Genomic DNA, 14969 nt, shown 5'->3' on the forward strand with positions numbered 1-14969 from the left:
GTGAACCGGGCCGAGTCGAATCGGCGACGAGATAGTTGCCACGTAGGAGTTCGCTGCCGTTTCGGCGTGATGCGGCTACCGTCGATACATGACTGGACCGATGCCTCTGACTCTCGCCTCGATCCGCCAAGCACCCAAAGCGCTGCTGCATGATCACCTCGACGGTGGTCTGCGGCCGGCTACGGTGCTCGAGCTCGCCGCGACCTGCGGCTACGACGAACTACCCGCGACCGACGCGACCGCGCTCGGCGCCTGGTTCCGCGACGCGGCCGACAGTGGTTCGCTGGAGCGGTATCTGGAGACCTTCGCGCACACCGTCGCGGTGATGCAGACCCCGGAGGGTTTGCGCCGGGTCGCCCGTGAATGCGCCGAGGACCTCGCCGCCGACGGCGTGGTGTACGCCGAGGTCCGCTTCGCTCCCGAGCAGCACTTGGAGCGCGGGCTGACGTTGGACGAGGTGGTCGACCACACCCTCGCCGGTTTTCGCGAGGGCGAGGCGGCCGCCGCGGAGCAGGGCCACACCATTGTGGTGACCTGCCTGCTCACCGCCATGCGGCATGCGGCGCGCTCGCGGGAGATCGCGGAGCTGGCGGTGCGCTTCCGCGACCGCGGCGTCGGCGGCTTCGACATCGCGGGCGCGGAGGCGGGTTTCCCGCCCAGCAGGCACCTCGACGCGTTCGAGTACATGCGCGCCAACAGCGCGCACTTCACGATCCACGCGGGCGAGGCATTCGGGCTCCCCTCCATCCACGAGGCGCTCGCGTTCTGCGGGTGCGACCGGCTCGGTCACGGCGTGCGGATCACCGACGACATCAGCGCACCAGGCGCGGTCGAGGACGCGCGGCTCGGATTGGTGGCGAACTACGTGCGGGACATGCGTATTCCGCTGGAGCTGTGCCCTTCGTCGAACGTGCAGACCGGCGCCGTGCCTTCGTTGGACAAGCATCCGTTCGACCTGCTTGCCCGGCTGCGCTTCCGTGTCACGGTGAACACCGACAACCGGCTGATGAGTGACACCAGCATGAGCCAGGAGATGCTCAAGCTGGTCGAGACATTCGGTTACGGCTGGAGTGATCTGGAGCGGTTCACCATCAATGCCATGAAATCGGCATTCATCCCGTTCCCTGAGCGGCTGCGCATCATCGACGACATCATCAAGCCCGGATACGCCGTGCTGATCGGATAGCTCGTGTTCAATTTGCAGCGCCTGCGGCGCTGCGTGTTCGCGGCCCCCTCTTGGCTCGCGTCCGAGCGACCGAGACTGGCGACTGCGTCGCATGCGCTTCGGTCGCTCGGACGCGAGCCGGGCCGCGAACGGGCAATGCTCGGTCTCGCTGCGCTCGGAAGCAGGGGTCGCGCCAAGTAGCTGCGGTGAGGCGGCAACCGCAGCATTGGTGCGCCATGCCCGCGCGGAGCTTGCGCCGGGTCGAGCAAGTCGGAGATAGCCGCATGTCAGACACGTCGGACCATATCCGCCCGAAGCTTGCGCCGGGGCGAGCGGAGGCGGAGGTAGCCGGATGTCGGACACAGTCGGATCGTGTCCGTCATCAGGCTGCGCCGAGTCGAGCGAAGGCGAGGCAGCCGCCTACTGCTGGTCGAGCCGGGACTCGAGATTGCGTTCCAGCTCGCGCCAGGCCTGCGCCTCGGCGGTGAACGGCGGGTTGGGCGCCATCCGGGTCGGGTCCGGGTTCAGCAGGTAGGAGATGTACCAGCCGAGTGGAGTGGACTGCGCCAGCGCCTGCTCGACGGTGTCGTCTTCGGCGTAGTCGGCGGCGTCGGTGAATAGTTCGACCGCCAGGTCGAGCTGTTCGATGTCGACCGCCTCCGGCCCCTCGGCCAGGTCGTCGGCCAGGCCGGGCAGCACGTAGACATTCTCGTCGGTGACCTCGACCTCGAGGGAGCCGTCGACCGCTGCGGTTTGCACGTCGGCGAATGTGCTCACCCTGACCAGGTCGTGCTCATGGTCGTCGGCGAGATAGCGGGCCAGCGCGCGCTCGGAGGAGAAGACCGTGATCGACCGCTTCGCACCGAGGAAGATCGGTTCGTCATCGAGGTAACAGCGCAGTGTGAAAAAGCTGCCCTCGGAAGTAACGATCTTGACCGGGTCGATACCGACCTCGTTCCAGAACGACTCGTCCTCCTCCTCGTCTTCCTCGTCGAGGTCGACGGACTCGAACTCCTCGTCCTCCTCGCTGTCGGACGCGTCGTCGGCGTCGACCACGTTCTCCTCGGCGGCGAGCAGCTCGGCCTCCGCGACAGCGACCGCCTCTGCGTCCACCTCCGGGGTCTGGACCACGGAGTCGATGGCGTCCAGGACGTCGTCCCAGCCCTTGGCGATGGCAGCGCCGATCTGGTCCCACAGCTCCTCGCCGTCGCGCCCGACGAATGCGCTGACCCCGCCGGGCAGGGCACCGAGCACCGGGTGCGAACCGAAGAACTTGGTCACCGTCTCCAGCTCGCAGACCTCGCCGATGTTGCGCACCATGCCGAGGGTGTCCTCCAGCTCGGCGATGGTGTCCACGTCGGGATCGCCCGCAGCCAGTTCCGGCACCGCGACCAGGTCGAAGGTGAAGTCCTCCTCCGGCTCCAGTTCGACCGCCGAGAGGCCGGCGACGACCTTCCATGCCGGATGGTCGACTAGGTCGTTGTCGGAGTTGGTGCGGATGAACGCGGCCAGCTCCGCAACGGAGTCGAAACCGTAGAGGGAGTCCTCGTGCCCGAGGAACGCCTCCCACTCGTCGTCACCGTCTCGCCAGCGCGGTGCCCACAGGGTGACGAGATCGCCGTCGGTCAGGCCGAGCTCGATCGGGACGATGTCTCCAGAAGCCATGAGCGGAAGCCTATCGACCTTCCGCGTCAGGCACTATCCGGCCCGCCCCCATTTGTTCCTCCGGGCTCCTGCCCGGCCGGAACGAATGACTCGTTCAGTGTTGCAACGACCTTCGAGCGCTGCGTGCCGGCATCCTCGGCGGCCCGCCTGCACGCCCAGACAATCAGCTGTCCGACCTCGGCGGGCGACAACGACGTGACCGACTCCGCCAAGCTGAGACCGACCAGCGCACCGTCGCTGTTCACCTCGACGCCGACCGAGCCGTCCTCGCTGGTGAACTGTCCGCGCACCTGCTTCAGGCCGAACAGCGCCGCCTCCAGCGCTTCGAGCTTCTGGGTCGCCGACGCGACCAAGGCGTCCATTTCCGCACTCATACCGGCCTCATCCAGCTCGTGGGTCCCGTGTCCGCGTCATCGATCCGGTCCAGCTCGTCCACCGCCTGCTGACGGGTGGGCAGGCCGAGCCGATCGAGAATGTCCGCGGGCATGCCCGCCTCGGCGAGCAGTTCGCGCCGTCGCGCCCGCGCCGCGATAGCAGAGCGCTGGGTGAGCCGCAGGATCTCGTTGGCGAGAGACTGCGCACCGTAACGGTATTCGCTTCGCTCGAATTTGATTTCCACCGGCATGCCCTGATCGGTCGCCCGCACCGAGATGGTGCCGGACCGGTTGCTGCTGCTCGCCACCGTGACGTTGGGGACCTGCGGTCCGGTCATGCGTTGTCCTTTCTGGCATGACCGGGGCCCTCCATGGTCACGCTTCGCTGCCGCCTTCGGGCCTGACCGGTCATGCCGTCGGCCTGTAGAAGCCGTGGAAGTCCATGCCTGAATTCTCCGTTCGAATCGAGCTGATCTGGACCGGGTCACCCGCCTCGACGAACTGCCCGTTGCCGACCACCATGGCCACATGGCCGTCCCAGATCGCGAGGTCGCCGGGCATCAGGTCACCGGCGGATACCGCTGTGGCCCCGTTGCCTTGATCGGCTGCGAGCCGAGGCAGGTCGACACCCGCCTCGCCGTAGGCGTACTTGGTGAGGCCGCTGCAGTCCAGCCCGGCGCCCGGACTGTTGCCACCCCACACGTAGGGGGTGCCGACGGCGCCGATCGCCGAGCGGACCGCCGTCGCGGCCTGCTCGTTCGGCGCCTCCACGATGCTGCCGTCGGGCAGCGTGATCTTCACGCCCTTGCCGTCGGCGGGCCTTCCCGACGAGCCGGTGTCGGGCCGTGGCGCACCCGGGGTGCCGGGACTTCGTTGGGACTGCAGCGAGGGACGCGGTGTACTCATCGCAGTGCTCATCATCTGGCCCGCGCCGGTGAACACGCCGGACGTGGTGGACGCCAGCTGCTGCACGGAAGGGGCGGAGACGGGCAGACCGGCGGGTGGTGGAGTCGGCGGCGGCGGGGTGAGGTCGTTCATCGACGCGGTATGCGTCTGCAGCTCGTTCTGCACCCGGCCGACCACGTTGAGCGCTTGGCCGAGGTGGTCGATCGCCGAGCCGACGATCACCGTCAGCCCCTCGGGCGTCGCCAGAGCGGGGCCCATGCTCGCCGCGGTGTTCACGAACGACTGGGCGATGCCGGTGAGTTCCTTCTGGCCCGTCTCGACCTCGGCCGCGGCCTGGTTCACCACGGTTGCCATGTCGTTGCCACGATCGGAGATCGTGGCAGCGGAGGTCTGCACCCGTAGTGCTTTGGCGGTGGCGGCGTCGGCGGCGCGGCCGTCCCACGCGGTGTTCATGCCGTTGATGCTGTCGCGACCCATTTGGTGGATCTGGTCGACCGCGGTCGAGGTGTTGCGCAGTGCGTCGGCGGGGCCGCCGGTGGGCAGCATGCCGGTGCCGAAGCTGGCGAGCAGGTCGAAGAGCGGCTTGGCCAGCGCGTTGACGTCGATCACAGGCTCACTCCAGTTCGGTCGCCGCGTTCCGCAGCGCGCTCGCGTGGGATGTATCGGTCTCGGTGAGTACGGTTGCCGCGCCGGCGGCCGCGCCACCCATGCCGGCGAGTACCGCCGAGAGCTGGCCGATCGAGGCGATGTGCCCAGCGTGCGCCGCGGTGTAGGCGGCCATGAAATCGCCGCCGATGAGGCCCATGATCGGACCGAGTAACACCGGCTCGGCCGCCGCCGCGCTCACCCCCGCCGCCGCCATCTCACTCGCCATGTCTTGGGCGGTGACACCATAGGCTGCGATACCCTCGGTGTCCGCCGACATCTTTCGCATCAGAGCTTCCCCCATCTGTTGTTCCCAGGCAGAGTACGTCATCCACTTGGTTCGACGCGCGCTCTTCCCGTTCGGTTCCACCGGTTCGCAAAAAAGTCGGGCGGAGTTCGGCGAGCACCCGCGACCGACCTTATCGTTCCCTCATGCGCACCCACACCGTGGACCATCCACTCGTCACCGCACTGCTCACGACGATGCGGGACAAGCGAACGGCGAACGCGGCTTTCCGTGCCGCGCTGCGCGATCTCACCGGAATCCTGATCTACGAGGCGCTGCGCGAGGCGCCGGTCGAGCGGTTCGAGATCGTCACGCCGGTCGCCGCCACCGAGGGCATCCGGCTGGCCGATCCGCCGCTGCTGGTTCCGGTGTTGCGTGCCGGGCTCGGCATGGTCGACGCGGCCGCCGAGCTGATCCCTGACGCCAGGGTCGGATTCGTCGGCATCGCCCGCGACGAAGCCACCCATCAGCCGGTCCCCTACATGCAGTCGCTGCCCGCCGACCTAGCTGGGCTGCCGGTCTTCGTGCTCGACCCGATGCTGGCCACCGGCGGCTCGATGCGCCACACACTGCATCTGCTCACCGCGCGCGGCGCCACCGACATCACCGCGGTATGCGTCGTCGCGGCTCCGGAAGGCATTGCGGCGCTGGCCGATTCGGGCCTTCCGGTGCGGCTCGTCACCGCTGCCGTCGACGCCGGACTGAACGAGAACGCCTACATCGTGCCTGGCCTGGGTGACGCGGGCGACCGGCAGTTCGGCTCGCGCTGATCTCCGCCCGCGCGGTGGGCCGCGTCAACCGATCAGAGTGTTCGGCAGAAGTCGCGCAGCGTCGAAAGTCGCACTTGCGCAGCGGCTCGCGCGGCGGCCAGGTCGGCGCGCGTGGCGACCGGCTCGACCACTTCCAGGTAGCACTTCAGCTTCGGCTCGGTGCCGGAGGGACGGACCACCAGGCGTGACGAGCCGCCCTCGAAGATCAGCGCGTCGGTCCGCATCCGGCCGCGCACCTGGAGCTGGTCGGTATATTTCACCGGCTCACCCGCGATTTCGTCCGGCGGATTCGCCCGCAGCCGTGCGACAACCGCGGCGGCGTCCTCGGCCGACGCCAGCCGCAGTGACAGCTGGTCGCCGGCGTGCAGGCCGAATTCGACGGCGTAGTCATCGAGTTCGTCGCCGAGAGTGCGGTCCACCGCCTTCAGTCGGGCCACCAGATCGGCGGTCAGCACGGCGGCGGAGATGCCGTCCTTGTCTCGGACGGTCGCCGGGTCGACACAGTGCCCGATCGCCTCTTCGTAGGCATACACCAGGCCGTCGCCCGCGCGGGCCAGCCATTTGAAGCCGGTGAGGGTTTCCGCGTAACGCCCGCCGCGGGCGGGAGCCAGCTTGGACAGCAGCCGGGACGACACGATCGTCGTGGCCACCAGCGCGCCGGGACGCGCGGTGCGCAGCGCGCAGTCGCCCAGCAGCACGCCTGTTTCGTCGCCGCGCAGCATCCGCCAGGTGTGGTCGGGCAGCGGGATGCCTACGGCGCACCGGTCGGCGTCCGGGTCGAGTGCGATCGCCAGGTCGGCGCCGACCCGGGCGGCCAGCGCGAGCAGCAAATCGGTGGCGCCCGGCTCCTCCGGGTTCGGGAAGGCGACCGTGGGGAAGTCGGGGTCGGGCTCGAACTGCTGGTCGACCACGTGGATGTCGGTGAATCCCGCCGCGGTGAGCGCTTGCACGGCGAGAGCGCCGCCGACGCCGTGCAGCGGGGAGAGCGCGATCCTGATCTCCGCGCGCTCGCCGGCACCGCCGATCAGCGTGGGCAGTTCGGTCACCCGGTGCAGATAGTGCCGCACCGCATCGTCGTCCGCGGCGGCGACCGGCGTGCGGGCGACCGGCTCGGTGACCGCCTCGATGCAGCGCTCGATTTCGGTGTCGGCGGGGGCGATCAGCTGCGCGCCGCCGTCGAGGTACACCTTGTAGCCGTTGTCGGTGGCCGGGTTGTGCGACGCGGTGATCTGCACGCCGGCGACGGCACCCAGCTCGCGCACCGCGTACGCGACCACCGGCGTGGGCAGCGGACGTGGTAGCAGCGTTACCGGAAAGCCCGCCGCGGCGAAGATTTCCGCCGTCGCCGTGGCGAATTCGGCGGACCCGTGCCTGGCATCGCGGCCGACGACCACCGCGCCGCCGCCGAGGCAACGGCCGCGCAGCCAGTCGACGATCCCCGCGGTCGCTCTGGTCACCGTCGCGACATTCATGCCGTCCGGACCGTCCTGCAGCGGTCCGCGCAGGCCGGCCGTGCCGAAGCGCAGCATCTACACCCGTTCCAGCACGCCGCGTAGCAGTTTGCCGAGCCGCGGCGCTGCGGCGTTGCCCTCGGCGAGCACCTCGGCGTGCGACAGGTGCGCACCCGTGACGCCCGCGGCCAGGTTGGTGACCAGCGAGATGCCGAGCACCTTCGCGCCGAGTGCGCGGCAGGCGATCGCCTCCAGAACCGTGGACATCCCGACCAGATCCGCGCCGATCGTGCGCAGCATCCGGATCTCGGCCGGGGTCTCGTACTGCGGACCGGTCAGACCCGCGTACACGCCCTCCGTCAGACTCGGGTCGAGTTCCTTTGCCAGAGATCGCAATTCGGGATCCCACGCGTCGACCAAGTCGACGAAGGTCGCGCCGGCCAGCGGGGTGCGGCCGGTCAGGTTGAGGTGATCGCTGATCAGCACCGGGTCGCCGACCCGGAGTCCGGGACGGATGCCGCCCGCGGCGTTGGTCAGCACGATGATCTCCGCGCCCGCGGCGACGGCAGCGGTCACCGGGTGCACCACGTCGGTGGGCTGGTAACCCTCGTAGAGATGCTGGCGGCCCATCAGTACCAGCACGGCGGTGTTGTCCAGCTCGACGGAGTGGATTACGCCGACGTGGCCCTGCGCGCTCGGCGTTCCGAACCCCGGTAGCTCGGGCATCGGCACCGACGCGCGTGGCGGCCCGATCTCCGCGGCCGCGTCCTGCCAGCCTGATCCCAGCACCACCGCGACCCGGTGGCGCGGTACTCCTGTACGTTCGGCGATCGCCTCGGCGGCCTGTTCGGCAAGCATGATCGTCACGATAGTGTGTTTGTTTCGCAGCGCCTACGGCGCTGCGAAACAAACACAGCCCCTACCCGCGAGTAGGGTTGTCGGCGCATGCCCGATACGCTGCACGCATGCCGCATCTGGAACGTCAAGGGGAAGTGTTCGTCGTCTACCTCGGCAACGACGGACAGACCGACAGCGAGAACCGCTTCCACCCGAACTGGATCGACGAATTCCACGGGCTGCTGGACCAGGTCGAAAGCTTCGAGGGACCCGCGGCGCTGGTAACCACCGCGGACGGAAAATTTTACAGCAACGGCCTGGACACCGATTGGCTGTTCGGCAACCTGGACAAGATGCACGGCTACCTGGATCGTGTGCACTCGCTCTACACCCGTCTCCTGGCCTTCCCGATGCCGACGGTCGCCGCGATCAACGGCCACGCCTTCGGTGCGGGCGCCATGCTTGCCACCTCGCACGATTTCCGGGTGATGCGCGCAGACCGCGGCTTCTGGTGCCTGCCCGAGGTGCACTTGGGCATGCCTTTCACCGTCGGGATGAACGCTCTGCTCACCGAGCGGCTGGCCAACCAGGTCTGTGTACAGGCGATGACCACCGGGCACCGCTACCCGGCCGACGAGGCGATCGCCGCAGGCATCGTGGACGGCAAGGCAGATGCGCCGTCGTTGCTACCCGCCGCGATCGAGCGGGCTGGGACACTCGCCGGCAATCGCAAGCCGAATCTGCCGGTGATCAAGCGCGCCCTGCACGCGAAGGCGCTGGCCGGCCTCGCGGTACCGACCACCCCGGAGAACTTGGCCTTCGCGGCCGGCTGATCGGTGTACGCCGTGGTCCGCGGCGGCGAACACCCCGGTCGTGCGGCTACCGCCGCAACTGGCAAATAGACACCGAAAAACAAACACAACCGGTTTGCCGACGCAATGCAAGACTGTGTTTCATGCCACCACCGCGCAGCGGACACCATGAATCGCACCGCGACGATCACATACTGCGCACCGATGTCGACGACGCGGCGGGCCGCTCCGATGCCGCGATCAAAGCGGCGTCCGCCGAGCTGATCGCGCTCTCGCACGCGATTCATGCCGAACCGGAGCTGGCGTTCGAGGAGACTCGCAGTGTCGCCAAGGCCATCGCTCCGCTGGCCGAACGCGGCTTCGAGATCGAGACCGGCGTCGCCGAACTGCCCACCGCGTTCCGCGCACGCTTCGGCAGCGGGCCTATGACGGTCGGTATCTGCGCGGAGTACGACGCGCTCCCCGAGATCGGGCATGCCTGCGGCCACAACGTCATCGCCGCCGCCGCGGTCGGCGCGGGGCTCGGCCTCGCCGAGGTCGCGGACGTGCTCGGCCTCACCGTGCTGGTGTTCGGCACCCCTGCCGAGGAGAGCGGCGGCGGCAAGGTACTCATGCTGGAGCGCGGGGTGTTCGACGACGTCGCGATGGCGATGATGGTGCACCCTGGTCCACTCGACATCGTCGGTGCCCGCTCGCTGGCCCTTGCCGACGTGTCGGTGGTCTTCCACGGGCGCGAGGCGCACGCCAGCGCGGCCCCGGAGCTGGGCCGCAACGCGGGCGACGCGGTCACCGTCGCGCAGGTTGCTCTCGGATTGCTGCGGCAACATATCCTGCCCGGCCAGCAACTACACGGTATAGTCAGCGACGGTGGCGTAGCTCCCAACATCGTGCCCGGACGTGCGGAACTGCTGTATTACCTACGCGCAGTCGACTCCGCATCCCTCGACGATCTGATGCGACGAGCGTCGGCTTGTTTCGAGGCGGGTGCCCTCGCGACCGGCTGCACCCACGAGATCCGGACACTCGCGCCGACATACACCGAGCTCACCCCGGATCCGGAGTTACTGTTCGCCTATCGTGAGCAGATCACCGGATTGGGACGTGTGCCGATCGCACCGGAACTCGAGGCGCAGCGGCCGCTGGGCAGCACGGACATGGGCAACGTCACCAACGTCATTCCGGGCATACACCCGGTTATCGGCATCGATGCCGGTGGTGCGGTGACACATCAGCCGGGCTTCGCCGCGGCGAGCATCAACGCCTCGGCGGATCAGGCGGTTCTCGATGGCGCGCTCGCGCTCGCGCGTACCGCGATCGCCATCGCCCGCGATGACATACATAGGGACAGGTTGTTGCAACGGCTCGTTCAACGACAGGAGGACATTCGGTGAGCACTACCGGCCGTACGGCGGCGCGGGCGACGGGCCCATGCGTAGCCACGGAGGGTTCCGGGACCCCGGCATCGTCGGACGCCGTGAGAACCGGGCAGGAAGCGGTCGAGTCGTGGTTGGCCGAGCACGCAGTCGACCTCGTCCAATGGCGCAGGCACATCCACGCCAACCCGGAGCTTTCCCGCACGGAGTTCGCCACCACCGAGTTCGTCTCGTCCTGGTTGACCAAGGCCGGCCTCGCACCACAGGTACTGCCTGGTGGCACCGGACTCATCTGTGACATCGGGCCGGGGGGACCGCGCATCGGCCTGCGTGCCGACATGGACGCGCTCCCGCTACAGGAGTTCACCGGACTCGCCTTCGCCTCCACCGTGCCGGGCGTCTCGCACGCGTGCGGCCACGACGCGCACACCACGATTCTGCTCGGCACGGCTCTGGCGCTGGCCGAGGTAAAGCTGCCGGTCGGAGTGCGGCTGATCTTCCAGCCCGCCGAGGAGGTCATGCCGGGCGGTGCGATCGACGTCGTTGCCACCGGCGCGATGGCGGGCGTCGAGCGGATCTTCGCGCTGCACTGCGACCCCCGCCTCGAGGTGGGCCGGGTCGGCATCCGCGTCGGCGCGATCACCTCGGCCGCCGACACCGTCGAGCTGGTGCTGGACTCGCCGGGCGGCCACACTTCGCGCCCGCATCTGACCAGCGACCTGGTCTACGCGATCGGCACGGTGATCACCGGCCTGCCCGGTCTGCTCAGCCGCCGCATCGACCCGCGTACCAGCACGGTGATGGTGTGGGGTGCGGTCAGCGCGGGCAAAGCGCCGAACGCGATTCCGCAGACGGGCATGCTCACCGGCACCGTCCGCACCGGCGACCACGCGACCTGGTCGCTGCTGGAGCCGATGGTGCGCGAGATCGTCGACGGCCTGCTCGCCCCGACGGGTGTGCGCTACCAGTTGAACTACCGGCGCGGCGTGCCGCCGGTCGTCAACGACGAACACTCCACCCGGATGTTCGAGGATGTGATCCGCGAACTCGGCCCGGACGCGCTGGCCGACACCATGCAGTCCGGCGGCGGCGAGGACTTCTCCTGGTACCTGGAGGAGGTGCCGGGTGCGATGGCGCGCCTCGGCGTCTGGTCTGGGCAGGGCGAGCAGTTGGATCTGCACCAGCCGACCTTCGACATCGACGAGCGGGCGCTCGCGGTCGGCGTCCGGGTACTGACCAAACTTGTGCTGAACGCGCGCTGAGTTCTTTGTCACAGCGGTGTAGCCGGCCTCTCGAGGGCGGCCACACCACTGTCTCCTTTCGACTGCCCCGCCGTCAGCCGAAGTTGCCCGGTCCGACATTGCGGCTGTTGCGGGTACGCAGCGCGTGGACGTAATCCTCTGGCGCGCCTGCTTTTTCGGCGGCGTCTGCGATCACGCCGATGTAGCGGGCCGACGGTAGTCCGCCCTCGTAGGCGTCGAGCACATACAGCCAGGCCAGCGTGGGTTCGCCGCCACCGTCCGCGTTGCGGGTGACGCGCAGGCGGATCTTCTTGTGGATACCGAAGTCCGAGCCCTCCCAGCGGTCCAGTCGCTGCTCGTCCTCCGGGGACACGTCGTAGAGCACGACGAACACTCGGGAACCCGGCTCCTCGACAACCGTCGCGAGAGGCCCTTCCCAATAGATATCGTCACCCGCGAAGGTGAGCCGCCAGCCCTCCAACCAGCCCGTCCCGGACATGGGGGAGTGCGGACAGCGCTCGAGCATCTGCGTTGAGTCCATGTTGGACCCATAAGCGGCGTAGATCGGCACCTGCAAAGGGTAGCCAATAACCGTCGGAGACTGCGTTTGATTGCCGCACCCGCGGCGCGCGCCGCGGAACTGTTGCGCACCGGTAATGCGATCGGGGGTGCGGGGCGGTTGCCGGATAACGTTTAGTACGTGCCGGAGATCCCGGCGCGAAGCTCGAGCGGAGGTATCAATGACCCGCATCGCGATCATCGGTGGTGGACCAGCCGGCTACGAGGCGGCGTTGGTGGCGGCCCAGCACGGCGCGTCGGTGACGCTGATCGATGCCGATGGCATCGGTGGCGCGTGTGTGCTGTGGGACTGTGTCCCCTCCAAGACGTTTATCGCCTCGACCGGCGTGCGCACCGACCTGCGCCGCGCCCGCGATCTCGGCATCACACTCGACCCGAACCAGGCGCGGGTGCAGCTGACCGAGGTGAACGCGCGAGTGAAGGCGCTCGCGCTCGCGCAGTCCTCCGATATCCGCTCGAAACTGCAGACCATCGGGGTGACGGTGCTGTCCGGGCGCGGCGAGTTGATCGATCCCGCCTCGGGCCTCGCCGCGCACCGGGTGCTCGCCAAGCTTTCCGACGGCGCGCAGCTGACCGTCGAGGCCGAGGTGGTGCTGATCGCGACCGGAGCGAGCCCCCGCGTGCTGCCCGGTGCCGAGCCGGACGGTGAACGCATTCTCGACTGGCGTCAGCTCTACGACCTGGAGGAACTGCCGGAGACGCTGGTGGTGGTCGGTTCCGGCGTGACCGGCGCCGAGTTCGTCTCCGCCTACACCGAAATGGGCGTGCGGGTGAAGCTGGTCTCCAGCCGGGACCGGGTGCTGCCCGGCGAGGACGCCGACGCGGCGCTGGTGCTCGAAGACGCGCTCGCCGAGCGCGGCGTCGAGCTGGTCAAGCACGCGCGCGCCGACGCGGTGGAGCACACCGCCGAGGGCATCGTGGTCAAGCTGTCCGACGGCCGCACGGTCTCCGGCTCGCACGCGCTGATGACCGTCGGTTCCACTCCGAACACCGGGGGGCTCGGGTTGGAGCGGGTAGGCATCGAACTCGACCGCGGCGGCTACCTGCGGGTGGACCGGGTGTCGCGCACGTCGGTGCCGGGCATCTACGCCGCGGGCGACTGCACCGGCCTGCTGCCGTTGGCCTCGGTGGCCGCGATGCAGGGCCGCATCGCGATGTACCACGCGCTCGGCGAGGGCGTGAGCCCGATCCGCTTGAAGACCGTCGCCTCCGCGGTGTTCACCCGCCCGGAGATCGCGACCGTCGGCGTCAGCCAAACCGCCATCGACAACGGCGAGATTCCCGCGCGCACAGTGATGCTGCCGCTGAACACCAACCCGCGGGCCAAGATGTCCGGGCTGCGACGCGGTTTCGTCAAGATTTTCTGTCGGCCCGCGACCGGTGTGGTGATCGGCGGCGTCGTCGTCGCGCCGATCGCCTCGGAGCTGATCCTGCCGATCGCGCTTGCGGTGCAGAACAATCTGACGGTCAACGACTTGGCGCAGACTTTCTCGGTCTACCCGTCCCTCACCGGTTCGGTGACCGAGGCAGCGCGTCTGCTGATGCGGCACGACGACCTGGATTGACGCGTGCGGTGCCGTGTCCGATATCGGACATAGGGCCCCGTGAACATGGCGCAGGCGTTCGGGGTGGGTGCTCTTGCCACCCTTGGATATTCGCCGCGTTGCCCATCGTGCACACATGTGGTTCACTCCTCGACAGAGATGCGATCGGAGGGCGGTCGCGAGGTTCGGTGTGGGGGGATAGGTTCTTTCCAAATCGGAACGGCGAACGACTCGGCTTAGTTCGACGATCAGGCGTCTCACCCAGGGACCACAGAGTGCGGTCTATTCGGTCCGCACCCCGGGAAGGATTGCGAAAAGTGAAACATCGTAAGCCGAGTCGAACGCAGCGAGCGATGGCGAGCACCTCGTTGCCACTGGCCACCGCGGCTGCGGTGGCCACTCTCTTCGCGGCGCCGGCGGGGGCGGCTCCCAACGATCAGCCGACCACTCCGCCGACGCCTGCTCCCGCGCAGCCGGGAGTGAACGAGACGCCGAGCACCCCGGAGACCACCAAGCCGGATCCGGACCAGCCGGAATCGAAGCAGGATCAAGAGAAGCCGGAGAGCAAGCCGACGCCGAGCCAGCCCGGCGTCACCACCCCGGATTCGGACCATGCGATGCCCGACCAGAAGGATCCGCGGCTGCCCCGGCCGACGCAGCCGGGCGTGACCCCCCCGCGCGTCGCGCCGCTGCCCGTCCCCGGTCAGCAGCCGGGCGAGCCGCAGCCTGCGGTCACGCCGGAGCAGGGCGCGCAGCCGGATGCCACCCAGCCGGACACCCAGGGTGGCGAGAACGCCGAGGCGCAGCAGCCGGAGACCTCGACGCTGGTGCAGCCGAGGTGGGAGGCGCCGCGTATGCAGGCCGCCCCACCCGCACCGGTCGTGGAGATGACCGGTCCACACGGGGAGATCGGCGCGAATGTCGACGGTGGCACGCTGCTGCCGGGCTACGTGGCCAACACCCACCACTTCAGCAACGAGGCGGGTTACGTCGGGACCATCGGCTACCGCACGCCCACCGGTGCGGGCGAGGCCGGCGTCTCGGTGGAGTTCGTCGACAAGAACACCGTCAAGCTGACCACCTACACCGGTGGCGAGGGCTTGGCCGACAACAACACCACCGCGGTGTTCGATACCACTCAGCTGAACGCGGCAAAGGTCGCCGTCGAGGACTGGATCCGGGAGCAGCCGGGCGGCGCCGCTGCCCTCGAGGCCGCCGCACAGGTTAAGCTTCCGCTTCAGTCGGGCGATATTGCTCCGCAGACCGTTGAGGTGGCTGGTGTCGTCACCCAGTGGGGTGGTTCACTCCAGTACTGACACGA

The 14969-nt window shown here is 68.6% G+C and carries 15 protein-coding genes; 7 read left to right on the forward strand and 8 right to left on the reverse strand.

Going from position 1 to position 14969, the window contains the following annotated elements; genetic code table 11:
* Window positions 1-88: 88 nt before the first annotated feature.
* Window positions 89-1186: an adenosine deaminase gene (locus tag OH799_RS29535; RefSeq protein ID WP_357265977.1), complete on the forward strand. Its 1098-nt coding sequence runs from the start codon at window positions 89-91 to the stop codon at window positions 1184-1186.
* A gap of 399 nt (window positions 1187-1585) precedes the next feature.
* Here the strand turns inward: OH799_RS29535 and OH799_RS29540 are convergent, their stop codons facing one another.
* The 5 genes from OH799_RS29540 to OH799_RS29560 form a co-directional block, all read right to left on the reverse strand.
* Window positions 1586-2830, reverse strand: a complete 1245-nt coding sequence (locus tag OH799_RS29540; protein WP_406270762.1) for a primosomal protein — start codon at window positions 2828-2830, stop codon at window positions 1586-1588.
* 26 nt (window positions 2831-2856) lie between these two features.
* Window positions 2857-3204, reverse strand: coding sequence for a YbaB/EbfC family nucleoid-associated protein (locus OH799_RS29545; RefSeq protein WP_406270765.1), 348 nt, complete (start codon window positions 3202-3204; stop codon window positions 2857-2859).
* Window positions 3201-3542 carry a hypothetical protein gene (locus OH799_RS29550; RefSeq protein WP_357265971.1) on the reverse strand — a complete coding sequence of 114 codons (342 nt, stop codon included), beginning with the start codon at window positions 3540-3542 and terminating at the stop codon, window positions 3201-3203. The genes OH799_RS29545 and OH799_RS29550 overlap by 4 nt, the downstream gene beginning before the upstream one ends.
* A 70-nt stretch (window positions 3543-3612) precedes the next feature.
* On the reverse strand, window positions 3613-4719 hold the full coding sequence (locus OH799_RS29555; protein ID WP_406270769.1) for a C40 family peptidase: 1107 nt from the start codon (window positions 4717-4719) through the stop codon (window positions 3613-3615).
* A 4-nt stretch (window positions 4720-4723) separates the two neighbouring features.
* Complete coding sequence (locus tag OH799_RS29560) at window positions 4724-5044, reverse strand: hypothetical protein (RefSeq protein WP_406270772.1); 321 nt, start codon at window positions 5042-5044, stop codon at window positions 4724-4726.
* Window positions 5045-5187: 143 nt separating this feature from the next.
* Here OH799_RS29560 and upp point away from each other — a divergent pair, with 143 nt between their 5' ends.
* Complete coding sequence (gene upp / locus OH799_RS29565; RefSeq protein ID WP_406270774.1) at window positions 5188-5811, forward strand: uracil phosphoribosyltransferase; 624 nt, start codon at window positions 5188-5190, stop codon at window positions 5809-5811.
* Window positions 5812-5843: 32 nt separating this feature from the next.
* On the opposite strand, the gene OH799_RS29570 is transcribed toward upp, so the two are convergent.
* Together OH799_RS29570 and OH799_RS29575 are read right to left on the reverse strand one after the other, a co-directional pair.
* Complete coding sequence (locus OH799_RS29570) at window positions 5844-7340, reverse strand: phospho-sugar mutase (RefSeq protein ID WP_406270777.1); 1497 nt, start codon at window positions 7338-7340, stop codon at window positions 5844-5846.
* Window positions 7341-8120 carry a purine-nucleoside phosphorylase gene (locus OH799_RS29575; protein WP_406270780.1) on the reverse strand — a complete coding sequence of 260 codons (780 nt, stop codon included), beginning with the start codon at window positions 8118-8120 and terminating at the stop codon, window positions 7341-7343.
* Window positions 8121-8227: 107 nt separating this feature from the next.
* Here OH799_RS29575 and OH799_RS29580 point away from each other — a divergent pair, with 107 nt between their 5' ends.
* The 3 genes from OH799_RS29580 to OH799_RS29590 all read left to right on the forward strand — a co-directional run bounded on the left by OH799_RS29580 (window position 8228) and on the right by OH799_RS29590 (window position 11546).
* Window positions 8228-8932 carry an enoyl-CoA hydratase-related protein gene (locus tag OH799_RS29580; protein WP_406270783.1) on the forward strand — a complete coding sequence of 235 codons (705 nt, stop codon included), beginning with the start codon at window positions 8228-8230 and terminating at the stop codon, window positions 8930-8932.
* A gap of 122 nt (window positions 8933-9054) precedes the next feature.
* On the forward strand, window positions 9055-10302 hold the full coding sequence (locus OH799_RS29585) for a M20 family metallopeptidase (RefSeq protein ID WP_406270786.1): 1248 nt from the start codon (window positions 9055-9057) through the stop codon (window positions 10300-10302).
* 83 nt (window positions 10303-10385) lie between these two features.
* A complete protein-coding gene (locus OH799_RS29590) occupies window positions 10386-11546 on the forward strand; it encodes a M20 family metallopeptidase (protein ID WP_357265955.1) in 1161 nt (386 codons plus the stop codon).
* Between the two features lie 73 nt (window positions 11547-11619).
* Here the strand turns inward: OH799_RS29590 and OH799_RS29595 are convergent, their stop codons facing one another.
* The gene (locus OH799_RS29595) at window positions 11620-12096 is read right to left on the reverse strand and encodes a gamma-glutamylcyclotransferase (RefSeq protein ID WP_357265953.1); all 477 of its coding nucleotides are present in this window, start codon (window positions 12094-12096) and stop codon (window positions 11620-11622) included.
* Window positions 12097-12265: 169 nt separating this feature from the next.
* On the opposite strand from OH799_RS29595, the gene OH799_RS29600 reads away from it, so the two are divergent.
* The gene (locus tag OH799_RS29600; RefSeq protein ID WP_406270790.1) at window positions 12266-13669 is read left to right on the forward strand and encodes an NAD(P)H-quinone dehydrogenase; all 1404 of its coding nucleotides are present in this window, start codon (window positions 12266-12268) and stop codon (window positions 13667-13669) included.
* A gap of 296 nt (window positions 13670-13965) precedes the next feature.
* Complete coding sequence (locus OH799_RS29605; protein WP_406270793.1) at window positions 13966-14964, forward strand: hypothetical protein; 999 nt, start codon at window positions 13966-13968, stop codon at window positions 14962-14964.
* Window positions 14965-14969: the final 5 nt, after the last annotated feature.

This window comes from Nocardia sp. NBC_00881 (genome assembly GCF_045207455.1).
Taxonomy (GTDB): Bacteria; Actinomycetota; Actinomycetes; order Mycobacteriales; family Mycobacteriaceae; genus Nocardia.